The organism is Vibrio sp. OPT46 (genome assembly GCF_015163535.1).
Taxonomy (GTDB): domain Bacteria; phylum Pseudomonadota; class Gammaproteobacteria; order Enterobacterales; family Vibrionaceae; genus Vibrio; species Vibrio alginolyticus.
Genome location: NZ_JADDYG010000012.1, coordinates 1 through 12,679, shown reverse-complemented (window position 1 = coordinate 12,679; position 12,679 = coordinate 1). Strand labels below are relative to the sequence as shown.

Annotated in this window: 8 protein-coding genes and 1 pseudogene; all 9 read right to left on the bottom strand. The window is 46.0% G+C overall.

What is annotated here, in order from left to right; genetic code table 11:
• Positions 1-277: 277 nt before the first annotated feature.
• The gene (gene rpoC, locus IQR33_RS01830; RefSeq protein WP_005382514.1) at positions 278-4,480 is read right to left on the bottom strand and encodes a DNA-directed RNA polymerase subunit beta'; all 4,203 of its coding nucleotides are present in this window, start codon (positions 4,478-4,480) and stop codon (positions 278-280) included.
• Positions 4,481-4,584: 104 nt separating this feature from the next.
• Positions 4,585-8,613, bottom strand: a complete 4,029-nt coding sequence (rpoB, locus tag IQR33_RS01825; RefSeq protein WP_005384685.1) for a DNA-directed RNA polymerase subunit beta — start codon at positions 8,611-8,613, stop codon at positions 4,585-4,587.
• Positions 8,614-8,865: 252 nt separating this feature from the next.
• A complete protein-coding gene (gene rplL, locus IQR33_RS01820; RefSeq protein ID WP_005382540.1) occupies positions 8,866-9,234 on the bottom strand; it encodes a 50S ribosomal protein L7/L12 in 369 nt (122 codons plus the stop codon).
• A gap of 57 nt (positions 9,235-9,291) precedes the next feature.
• On the bottom strand, positions 9,292-9,786 hold the full coding sequence (rplJ, locus tag IQR33_RS01815) for a 50S ribosomal protein L10 (RefSeq protein WP_005382538.1): 495 nt from the start codon (positions 9,784-9,786) through the stop codon (positions 9,292-9,294).
• A gap of 293 nt (positions 9,787-10,079) precedes the next feature.
• Positions 10,080-10,781, bottom strand: coding sequence for a 50S ribosomal protein L1 (rplA, locus tag IQR33_RS01810; RefSeq protein ID WP_005384683.1), 702 nt, complete (start codon positions 10,779-10,781; stop codon positions 10,080-10,082).
• Between the two features lie 4 nt (positions 10,782-10,785).
• A complete protein-coding gene (gene rplK / locus IQR33_RS01805) occupies positions 10,786-11,214 on the bottom strand; it encodes a 50S ribosomal protein L11 (RefSeq protein WP_005384682.1) in 429 nt (142 codons plus the stop codon).
• 164 nt (positions 11,215-11,378) lie between these two features.
• Positions 11,379-11,927 (bottom strand): transcription termination/antitermination protein NusG, encoded by a 549-nt coding sequence (gene nusG / locus IQR33_RS01800; RefSeq protein WP_005384681.1) that lies wholly within the window; start codon positions 11,925-11,927, stop codon positions 11,379-11,381.
• Positions 11,928-11,940: 13 nt separating this feature from the next.
• Positions 11,941-12,321 carry a preprotein translocase subunit SecE gene (gene secE / locus IQR33_RS01795; RefSeq protein ID WP_005384680.1) on the bottom strand — a complete coding sequence of 127 codons (381 nt, stop codon included), beginning with the start codon at positions 12,319-12,321 and terminating at the stop codon, positions 11,941-11,943.
• Positions 12,322-12,587: 266 nt separating this feature from the next.
• A pseudogene (locus IQR33_RS01790) lies at positions 12,588-12,679 on the bottom strand (elongation factor Tu); the annotation flags it as partial.

Here is a 12,679-nt window from a genome sequence, read left to right as displayed (position 1 = left end):
TCTGATATGTGTCTCATTGGGGAAATTCTTGAGACTCGCTTTGAAGTCGAGGACTATCTGATACAGCAAATCGCAGAAAGCCTGTCTATGCCACCTGGGGCTTAGTATTTGCAAACATTTAGAAATAGAGTGAGAGAAAAGACTGACGATCATCGTCGGTCTTTTTTGTTTCTAGCTTTATCGAAAATCCCACCGGAAGAACAAAGTAGTATAAAAACTAAAAAGGCACCCGAAGGTGCCTTTTTCTTAAGCTTTTAACGATTACTCGTTATATGACTTACTCTTCAGAAGAGAAACCAGCGTTTAGAAGTGCCGCTAGGTTATCCGTTGCTTGCTCAGCAGAAGGACCATCTTGCGCTTCAGAACGTTTAGCTTGACGCTCTTGGTGGTATGCGAAACCAGTACCAGCTGGGATCAGACGACCAACAATTACGTTCTCTTTCAGACCACGTAGGTCATCACGCTTACCAGAAACCGCAGCTTCTGTTAGTACGCGAGTTGTCTCCTGGAACGATGCCGCAGAGATGAACGACTCAGTCGCTAGAGATGCTTTAGTAATACCTAGTAGTTCACGTTCGAAACGTGCAGGCTCTTTGCCTTCAGCTTCTAGGTTACGGTTAGCAATCTTAACTTGTGAGTACTCAATCTGTTCACCAGGTAGGAACTCAGAGTCACCAGAGTGAGTAATAGTACACTTACGCAGCATCTGACGAACGATAGTTTCAATGTGCTTATCGTTAATCTTAACGCCTTGTAGACGGTAAACTTCCTGTACTTCGTTAGCAATGTACTGCGTTACCGCGTGTACACCACGTAGACGTAGGATGTCATGTGGAGACTCTGGACCATCTGCGATCACGTCACCACGTTCAACTTTTTCACCTTCGAATACGTTCAACTGACGATGCTTAGGAATCATCTCTTCGTAAGCTTCACCGCTTTCACGTGTGATCACTAGGCGACGTTTACCTTTAGTCTCTTTACCAAAGCTCACAGTACCTGTGTGCTCAGCAAGGATTGCAGGCTCTTTCGGCTTACGTGCTTCAAATAGGTCAGCAACTCGTGGAAGACCACCGGTGATATCTTTGTTACCGCCAGACTTCTGAGGAATACGTGCTAGTGTTGCACCAACACCTACTGCTGCGCCATCTTCGATGTTCACAATCGCTTTACCAGGTAGGAAGTAGTGAGCTGGCATATCAGTACCAGGGATCATTACATCGTTACCTTGCTCGTCAACAAGTTTGATAGCTGGACGCATATCTTTACCTGCTGAAGGGCGAGCTGCTGGGTCAGTTACTTCGCTTGAAGATAGACCAGTTAGGTCATCAGTTTGACGAGATACTGTTACGCCGTCGATCATATCTACGAACTGGATGCGACCTGCTACCTCAGTAATGATAGGTAGTGTGTGCGCTTCCCAGTTTGCAACTGTTTCGCCAGCTTGAACTGTATCACCATCGCCTTTGCTTAGTAGCGTACCGTAAGGCAGTTTGTGCTTCTCTTTAGTACGACCAAACTCATCAACGATAGTTAACTCTGTCGCACGAGAAGTGATAACGATCTTACCGTCATCAGCCAATACAGATTTAGCGTTGTGTAGCTTGATAGAACCGTTGTTCTTAACTTGAACACTGTTCTCTGCCGCTGCTGTCGATGCCGCACCACCGATGTGGAACGTACGCATCGTTAGCTGTGTACCTGGCTCACCGATAGACTGAGCAGCAATAACACCCACTGCTTCACCTTGGTTCACTAGGTGACCACGTGCTAGGTCACGACCATAACATTGTGCACAACAACCGAAGTCAGAATCACACGTTACTACAGAGCGCACTTTCATGCTGTCTACTGAGTTCTCTTCCATGATTTGACACCACTTCTCATCGATCAGGGTGTTACGTGGAATAAGAACGTCTTCAGTGCCAGGTTTTAGTACGTCTTCAGCAACAACACGACCAAGAGCAAGCTCAGAAAGTGCAACTTTAACATCACCACCCTCGATGTGAGGCATCATGTCGACACCTTCGTGAGTGCCACAGTCATGTTCAGTTACAACAACGTCTTGAGCAACGTCTACTAGACGACGAGTTAGGTAACCCGAGTTCGCTGTTTTCAGTGCCGTATCCGCAAGACCCTTACGAGCACCGTGCGTTGAGATAAAGTACTGAAGTACGTTTAGACCTTCTTTAAAGTTCGCTGTGATCGGTGTTTCGATGATTGAACCATCTGGACGCGCCATCAGACCACGCATACCCGCAAGCTGACGAATCTGTGCTGCAGAACCACGAGCGCCCGAGTCCGCCATCATATAGATGCTGTTGAATGACTCTTGCTGTTCCTCTTCACCGTCACGGTTAACTACCGTTTCAGATGAAAGGTTTTCCATCATTGCTTTCGCAACACGGTCGTTGGTCGATGCCCAGATATCGATAACTTTGTTGTAGCGTTCGCCCGCAGTAACAAGACCTGATTGGTACTGTTCCTGGATTTCACGTACTTCTTCTTCCGCTTCTGCGATTTCAGTGTACTTAGCTGCAGGTACAACCATATCGTCGATACCAACAGATACACCAGAAAGTGCCGCGTATGCGAAACCTGTGTACATGATTTGGTCAGCGAAGATTACTGTGTCTTTCAGACCTAGTTTACGGTACGCCTCGTTAAGTAGGTTAGAGATTTGCTTCTTACCTAGCTTTTGGTTAACGATGCTGTACGGTAGACCAGCTGGCACGATTTGCCATAGCATTGCACGACCAACAGTGGTGTCTACCATCTTGGTTTCTGTAGTGCTGTTGCCATCTTCGTCTACAACAGTTTCTGTAATACGTACTTTAACGCGTGCGTGAAGCTCAGCTTGTTTAGTGCGGTATGCTTTCTCAGCCTCTTCTGGGCCAGAAAGGTACATGCCTTCACCTTTCACGTTGATCTTTTCACGAGTCATGTAGTACAGACCCAATACAACGTCCTGAGAAGGTACGATGATCGGATCACCTGACGCTGGCGACAGAATGTTGTTTGTCGACATCATCAGAGTACGAGCTTCAAGCTGTGCCTCTAGAGTTAGAGGTACGTGAACCGCCATTTGGTCACCATCGAAGTCCGCGTTGTACGCTGCACAAACAAGTGGGTGTAGCTGAATCGCTTTACCTTCGATCAGTACTGGTTCGAACGCCTGGATACCTAGACGGTGAAGTGTCGGTGCACGGTTCAATAGTACTGGGTGTTCACGGATTACTTCGTCTAGGATATCCCAAACGACCGCTTCTTCACGCTCTACCATTTTCTTAGCAGCTTTGATTGTAGTCGCAAGACCACGAGTCTCTAGCTTGCTGTAGATGAATGGTTTGAATAGCTCAAGTGCCATCTTCTTAGGAAGACCACACTGGTGTAGACGAAGGTATGGACCTACTGTGATTACAGAACGGCCAGAGTAGTCTACACGTTTACCTAGAAGGTTCTGACGGAAACGACCTTGTTTACCCTTGATCATATCAGCAAGAGATTTCAGAGGACGCTTGTTAGAACCTGTGATCGCACGACCACGACGACCGTTATCTAGTAGCGCATCAACAGACTCTTGCAGCATACGTTTTTCGTTACGTACGATGATGTCCGGAGCAGCTAGCTCTAGAAGACGCTTCAAACGGTTGTTACGGTTGATCACACGACGGTATAGATCGTTAAGATCAGAAGTCGCAAAGCGACCGCCATCTAGAGGTACTAGAGGACGTAGATCTGGCGGAAGTACTGGAAGTACAGTTAGGATCATCCACTCAGGGTTGTTACCCGATGCGATGAACGCTTCTACCAGCTTAAGACGCTTAGTTACTTTCTTACGCTTAGTTTCAGAGTTTGTTGTCTCTAACTCTTCACGCATTTGTTCTGCTTCAGCGTGCATATCCATAGAACCTAGTAGGTCCTTGATAGCTTCCGCACCCATCTTAGCAGTGAACTCGTCGCCCCACTCTTCTAGACGATCTAGATACTCTTCTTCAGTAAGCATCTGACCTTTTTCTAGATCAGTCATACCAGGCTCTGTTACTACGTACATTTCGAAGTACAGAACGCGTTCGATATCACGTAGAGGGATATCCATTAGTAGACCGATACGAGACGGTAGCGATTTTAGGAACCAGATGTGAGCTACTGGTGAAGCCAGTTCAATGTGGCCCATACGGTCACGACGAACTTTAGTTTGTGTAACTTCTACACCACACTTCTCACAGATAACACCACGGTGCTTCAGGCGCTTGTACTTACCACAAAGACATTCGTAGTCTTTAACTGGACCAAAGATACGCGCACAGAACAGACCATCGCGTTCAGGTTTGAACGTACGATAGTTGATCGTTTCAGGTTTTTTAACTTCACCGAAAGACCATGAACGGATCATGTCTGGTGAAGATAGACCGATTTTGATTGCATCAAATTCTTCGGTCTTATGCTGTGCTTTTAGAAAGTTTAATAAGTCTTTCACAATCAGCTCCTGTAAGGAGTTAAAAGGAGCTCACTTGCTAAAGTGAGCACCTTCTTCCAAATAATCGCTTTGATTCTCTCGACTTTCATCAAGAGAGAAAAGGATTACTCTTCGTCTTCTAGCTCGATGTTGATACCTAGCGAGCGGATCTCTTTCAACAGTACGTTGAACGATTCTGGCATGCCAGGTTCCATGCTGTGGTTACCGTCTACGATGTTCTTGTACATCTTAGTACGGCCGTTAACGTCATCCGACTTAACCGTTAGCATTTCTTGTAGCGTGTAAGCAGCACCGTATGCTTCTAGTGCCCATACTTCCATCTCACCGAAACGCTGACCACCGAACTGAGCTTTACCACCTAGTGGCTGCTGAGTTACTAGGCTGTACGAACCAGTTGAACGAGCGTGCATCTTGTCATCAACAAGGTGGTTCAGTTTCAGCATGTACATGTAACCAACAGTTACAGGACGCTCAAACGCATCACCTGTGCGACCATCAAACAGTGTTAACTGACCTGATGTTGGTAGATCTGCTAGCTCAAGAAGTGCTTTGATTGACTCTTCTGGAGCGCCATCAAATACAGGAGTCGCGATTGGTAGACCGCCACGCAAGTTCTTGATCAGAGTACGTACTTCATCATCAGATAGAGAAGCAATGTCTACTTTCTGGCGAGTGTCGCCTAGATCGTAAACTTTTTGTAGGAACTCGCGGAATTTCGCTAGTTCTTGCTGCTCTTTAACCATCTGGTTGATCTTGTCACCGATACCTTTCGCTGCCAGACCTAAGTGTACTTCTAGGATCTGACCGATGTTCATACGCGAAGGTACACCCAGTGGGTTAAGTACGATGTCTACAGGCTGACCTTTCTCATCGTATGGCATGTCTTCAACAGGGTTGATCTTAGAGATTACACCCTTGTTACCGTGACGACCCGCCATCTTATCACCAGGCTGAATGCGACGTTTAACCGCTAGGTAAACCTTAACGATCTTCAGGACGCCAGGTGCTAAATCATCACCTTGAGTGATCTTACGACGCTTAGTTTCGAACTTCTTATCGAAGTCAGCTTTTAGCTCATCCCACTGCTCAGCAAGTTGCTCAAGCTGAGTTTGTAGTGCGTCATCTTCTAGCGTTAGTTCTAGCCACTTCTTACGATCAGTTGTGTCTAGTTTCGCTTCAGAGTAACCGCCTTCAATCAATACAGCTTTAACACGGTTTAGAAGGCCGCCCTCAAGAATCTGGAATTCTTCAGTTAGGTCTTTCTTCGCTTCTTTAAGCTGCATCTGTTCGATTTCAAGCGCACGCTTGTCTTTCTCTACGCCATCGCGAGTAAAGACTTGAACGTCGATGATCGTACCTGATACAGAGTTAGGTACACGTAGTGAAGTATCTTTAACGTCAGATGCTTTTTCACCGAAGATTGCACGTAGTAGCTTCTCTTCAGGCGTTAGCTGAGTTTCACCTTTAGGTGTAACTTTACCAACTAGGATGTCGCCACCCTTAACTTCAGCACCGATGTAAACGATACCTGACTCGTCTAGTTTAGACAGAGCAGACTCACCTACGTTTGGAATATCCGCTGTGATCTCTTCAGAACCAAGCTTAGTATCACGCGCCACACAAGTCAGTTCTTGGATGTGGATAGTCGTGAAACGGTCTTCTTGAACTACGCGCTCAGATACTAAGATCGAGTCTTCGAAGTTGTAACCGTTCCAAGGCATGAACGCGATACGCATGTTTTGACCAAGCGCTAGTTCACCAAGGTCTGTTGAAGGACCATCAGCAAGAACGTCACCGCGTGATACAGGCTCACCTGGCATCACACATGGGCGCTGGTTAATACATGTGTTCTGGTTAGAACGTGTGTATTTAGTCAGGTTGTAGATGTCGATACCAGCTTCACCTGGTACTAGCTCTTCTTCGTTAACTTTAACAACGATACGAGAAGCATCTACTGACTGGATTACACCACCACGTTTAGCAACTGCAGTTACACCTGAGTCAACTGCTACGTTACGTTCAATACCAGTACCAACAAGCGGTTTGTCAGCTTTCAGTGTTGGAACTGCCTGACGTTGCATGTTCGCACCCATCAATGCACGGTTCGCATCATCGTGTTCTAGGAACGGGATAAGCGATGCAGCGATAGATACAACCTGGTTTGTCGCAACGTCCATGTACTGAGCGTGCTCACGAGGGTGTAGACCAGATTCACCTTTCTGACGAGCTGTGATCAGCTCATCTGCAAAAGTACCATCTTCGTTTAGCTTAGCGTTCGCCTGTGCGATAACGAATTGGCCTTCTTCGATTGCAGATAGGTAATCTACTTCGTCTGTTACTACGCCATCTACAACGCGACGGTATGGTGTCTCTAGGAAACCGTACTCGTTACAACGCGCAAACGCAGATAGAGAGTTGATCAGACCGATGTTTGGACCTTCAGGCGTTTCGATAGGACATAGACGACCGTAGTGAGTTACGTGTACGTCACGTACTTCGAAGCCAGCACGTTCACGAGTTAGACCGCCAGGACCCAACGCAGAAATACGACGCTTGTGCGTTACTTCTGATAGCGGGTTGTTTTGGTCCATGAACTGTGAAAGCTGTGAAGAGCCAAAGAATTCTTTAACTGCCGCAGAAATTGGCTTCGCGTTGATCAAGTCTTGAGGCATGATTGCGTCAAGATCGCCTAGGCTTAGACGCTCTTTAACTGCACGCTCAACACGTACTAGACCTACACGGAACTGGTTCTCAGCCATTTCGCCTACAGAACGGATACGACGGTTGCCTAGGTGGTCGATATCGTCCACTTCGCCCTTACCGTTACGGATCGCGATCAGCTTCTTCATCACTTCGATGATATCAGTTTCATCAAGTGTGCCTTGCTCTTGAGCATCTTCACGGCCGATAGAGCTGTTGAACTTCATACGACCAACAGTCGATAGATCGTAACGCTCTTCAGAGAAGAATAGGCTTTCGAATAGAGCTTCTGCAGCTTCTTTTGTTGGCGGCTCACCAGGGCGCATCATGCGGTAGATTTCTACCAATGCAGAAATACGATCAACCGTGCTGTCGATACGTAATGTTTCTGACATGAATGGACCGTGGTCTAGATCGTTCGTAAATAGAACTTCTAGCGCTTTGTGGCCTGCCTGAGATAGGTTCGCTAATGCTTCCAGGCTGATTTCCTGGTTAGCGTTAACAATGATCTCGCCAGTTGCTTCATTGATGTAATCTTTAGATGCAACTTTACCAACGATGTACTCAACTGGTACTTCGATGTGATCAACGCCATCTTTTTCTAGTTGGCGGATATGACGAGCTGTTACGCGACGACCCTGCTCAACGTAAACTTTACCATTTGCTTCGATGTCGAATGACGCAGTTTCACCACGTAGACGATCAGGAACCAACTCCATCAATAGAGTTTGGTCTTTCACTTCGAAGTTCACTTTCTCGAAGAAGATATCTAGGATTTCTTCTGTCGACTTACCTAGTGCTCGAAGGATGATCGATGCTGGTAGCTTACGACGGCGGTCGATACGAACGTACAAGTTATCCTTAGGATCAAACTCGAAATCAAGCCATGAACCACGGTAAGGAATAACACGTGCGTTGTATAAAACTTTACCTGAAGAGTGGGTCTTACCCTTATCGCTGTCGAAGAACACGCCTGGGCTTCGGTGCAGCTGGGATACGATAACCCTCTCGGTACCGTTGATTACGAAGGTACCATTGTCTGTCATGAGTGGAATTTCACCCATGTAGACTTCTTGTTCTTTAATGTCTTTTACAGTACCTGCTGGCGCGTCTTTATCAAAGATAACTAGGCGTAGTTTTACACGTAGTGGCTTTGAGTAAGTTACACCGCGGATTTGACATTCTTTAACGTCAAAAACTGGCTCACCAAGACGGTAGCTAACGTATTGCAGCTCAGAATTGCCGTTGTAGCTCTGAATCGGGAATACAGAACGGAAAGCGGCTTCAAGACCGTATTGACCTTCAGGATCCTGTTCGATAAATTTGTCGAACGAATCGAGCTGGATCGATAGCAGGTATGGAATGTCCAAAACTTGTGGACGAGTACCAAAGTCCTTACGGATGCGCTTTTTCTCGGTATAAGAGTAAACCATGGGGTTCCTCAGCTCGCTGATAAGTGACCCAAACTGTCCGCCCGCTCCTAGTTACTTAAGGGGGGTAAGGGACAGTGACTAATATAGCTGTTTACTGTAGTGACATTTCATTTCGTAAGAATGAAATGTTTTTTGTATGGATATCAGGCGCTTAAACAGCGGGAAAATTCGCCTATACCCTACAGCGCAAAAAGGCCGGTGGTTAAAAAACCACCAGCCAATTAGCCGTTAGGCTAAGAAACTATGCAATAATTACTTAACAGCAACAGTTGCACCAGCTTCTTCTAGCTGAGCTTTAAGAGCTTCAGCTTCTGCTTTCTCAACACCTTCTTTAAGAGGTGCTGGAGCGCCGTCTACTAGAGCTTTAGCTTCTTTAAGACCTAGGCCAGTTGCGCCACGTACTGCTTTGATTACAGCAACTTTGTTACCGCCAGCAGCTTCTAGGATTACGTCGAATTCAGTTTGCTCAGCAGCAGCTTCGCCTGCAGCAGCGCCGCCAGCTACAACAGCAGCAGCAGCAGAAACACCGAATTTCTCTTCCATTGCTTCGATTAGTTCAACAACTTGCATTACAGACATTTCTGCAACTGCGTCTAGGATTTGCTCGTTAGTAATAGACATAACAATTCTCTTTTAAGTCAACAATAAGTTTATTAAGCAACCAGTAAAAAGCAAGGCTTATGCCGCTGCTTCTTGTTTTTGATCGCGGATAGCTGCGATAGTACGCGCCAGCTTGCCAGCCGAAGCTTCTTTCATGCACATCATTAGGCGTGCAATTGCTTCGTCGTAAGTTGGTAGTGTTGCTAGTACTTCAGCGTCAGTTAAAGCGCCTTCAAATGCAGCAGCTTTGATCTCGAAATCTTTGTTCTCTTTAGCGAAGTCTTTGAAAAGACGCGCTGCAGCACCTGGGTGCTCATTAGAGAATGCGATTAGAGTAGGACCAGTGAAAGTGTCAGTTAGACACTCGTACTCAGTACCTTCAACCGCACGACGAGCAAGAGTGTTACGAACAACTCTCATGTAAACGCCAGCTTCACGAGCTTGTTTACGTAGAGAAGTCATCGCGCCAACTTGAACGCCACGAGAATCAGCTACAACTGCAGAAAGTGCACCACTGGCAGCTTCGTTGACTTCAGCAACAATTGCTTTTTTGTCTTGAAGGTTTAAAGCCATCTTGGATTTACTCCTGGTTGTCGTTACACCACTCACTATCATCACGACAGTGAGAGCTATTGAGGTGCTTCCCCAGAAGAAAGTTAACTATATTACATAGAGCTTTCTGTCAGTTCGGGCACCATCTACGTAGGATAATTAAGTTTGCTTTTACACAAACACCTACGGTCTTGGACGGAGACTGGGTCTTAATTCATTTCGAACTAGGAGACAGTTCAAAGAACCAAAGTTCAGCCCCAACCACAAATATTAGGCGCAAAATTATACACTAATTTTGCGCCTAAGCAAATAAATTATGCTTGAGTGTTCAGGCTAGCCTGATCAACAGCAACACCAGCACCCATAGTAGTAGAGATGCTTACTTTCTTCAGGAAAGTACCTTTCGCTGAAGATGGCTTAGCTTTCTTCAGAGCAACTAGAAGTGCTTCTAGGTTCTCTTTGATCTGCTCAGCAGAGAAGTTTGCTTTACCGATAGTAGTGTGGATGATGCCGTTTTTGTCGTTACGGTAACGAACCTGACCAGCTTTAGCGTTTTTAACTGCTTCAGCAACGTTAGGAGTTACAGTACCAACTTTAGGGTTTGGCATAAGACCGCGAGGACCTAGGATAGTACCTAGTTGACCTACAACGCGCATTGCATCTGGAGAAGCAACAACTACGTCAAAGTTCATTTCGCCTTTCTTAACTTGCTCAGCAAGATCTTCCATACCTACGATGTCTGCGCCAGCTTCTTTAGCTGCTTCAGCGTTAGCACCTTGAGTGAACACTGCAACGCGGATTTCGCGGCCAGTACCGTGAGGTAGTACAGTTGCACCACGTACGTTCTGGTCAGATTTACGAGCATCAATGCCAAGGTTAACAGCAACGTCTACAGACTCAACGAATTTAGCAGTCGCTAGTTCTTGAAGAAGAGCAACAGCTTCGTTGATTTCGTATTCTTTAGTTACGTCAACTTTTTCGCGGATTACGCGCATGCGCTTAGTTAGTTTTGCCATCTTATTAACCCTCTACCACTAGGCCCATTGAACGAGCAGTACCAGCGATAGAACGCTTCATCGCTTCGATGTCAGCACCAGTCATATCAGCAGCTTTAGTTTCTGCGATTTCTTGGATTTGAGCGTCAGTTACAGTACCAACTTTTTCAGTGTTTGGACGACCTGAACCAGACTTAACGCCAGCAGCTTTCTTAAGAAGAACAGCAGCAGGTGGAGTCTTAGTTACGAACGTGAAAGAACGGTCGCTGTATACTGTGATAACTACTGGAGTTGGTAGACCTTTCTCAATAGATTCTGTTTTTGCGTTGAACGCTTTACAGAATTCCATGATGTTCACACCGTGTTGACCTAGTGCAGGACCTACTGGTGGACTAGGGTTAGCCATACCAGCAGCAACTTGTAGCTTGATGTAAGCTTCAACTTTCTTAGCCATGATAATTCCTAAGTTTGGGTACAAACGCTAATCGCGGATCAGCTCCCCGTTTGTGTAAGAAACTTTTTACTTCACTTGAAGTAAAAAGGCGCGAAATTATAGTCATAATCCGCGCCTTATACAACCCTAAAAAGGTGATTTTTTATACTCTTTAACGAAGAGTCTTAGTCCAGCTTTTCAACCTGACCAAATTCAAGCTCAACTGGTGTCGCACGACCAAAGATCGATACAGACACTTTCAGGCGGCTCTTCTCGTAATCCACTTCTTCAACAGTACCGTTGAAGTCAGCAAATGGACCTTCGTTAACACGTACCACTTCACCCGCTTCGTACATTGTACGCGGACGAGGCGCTTCACTCGCTTTCTCAAGACGATTAAGAATCGCGTCAGCCTCTTTATCCGTGATAGGTGCCGGACGGTCTGAGGTACCACCAATGAAGCCCATGACACGCGGCACACTGCGTACTAGGTGCCATGATTCATCGTTCATAATCATCTGAACAAGGACGTAACCTGGGAAGAACTTACGCTCAGATTTGCGACGCTGACCCGCGCGCATTTCCACTACTTCTTCAGTAGGAACCAGTACTTCACCGAATAGCTCTTCCATGCCGTGCATTTTGATATGCTCGCGCAGAGATTGAGCTACACGACCTTCAAATCCAGAGAAGGCTTGAACCACATACCAGCGTTTTTTTGGAGCTTCACTCATGAATAAAAACCCTCTATACCCCAGTTGCTAGAGCTACTAGACGAACCATAATTCCGTCAATACCCCATAGCACTAGAGCCATTACAATACTTACAGCTAAAACGATCAGTGTTGTTTGCATGGTTTCTTGGCGAGTAGGCCAAACAACTTTACGTACTTCCATACGAGATTCTTTTGCAAAACTGATCGCTGCTTTACCTTTAGTCGTTGTTGCTGCAACGCCTAAGGCAGCTGCAATAAGAACAACAACGCCTGCAGCACGAACCACTACAGACATTTCACCATACAGGTAATTACCCACAACAGCGGCAGCTGCCAATACGAAAGCGGCTACCCACTTAAACGTATCTGCTGCGTTTGAGCTATCAGGAGTTTCAGCATTATTTGCTTTCATAAAACCAACCTGTTACAAGTCTTAATATAGACGACAACAACCCCGCTGTTGCAGGGCAAACTCCATATCGCTGAAAAAATCAGCGTACTCTTCTTAAGATTAAGCCTCTTTGCTTAATCTTGCTCTGCGCCCAACCCACTTCTGAACAAGAAAACAGCAAAAATAATGTTGAGTGCAGAAAAAGGGCATCAAATGATGCCCTTTTTGCTACTGGTTCGTCAAATCTAATTCAAGATTTTCCGAAAGCATCGCTAATTCGCTATGAATTAGTCGAAGATCTTAGCAACAACACCAGCACCTACTGTACGGCCACCTTCACGGATCGCGAAACGTAGACCTTCGTCCATTGCGATTGGTG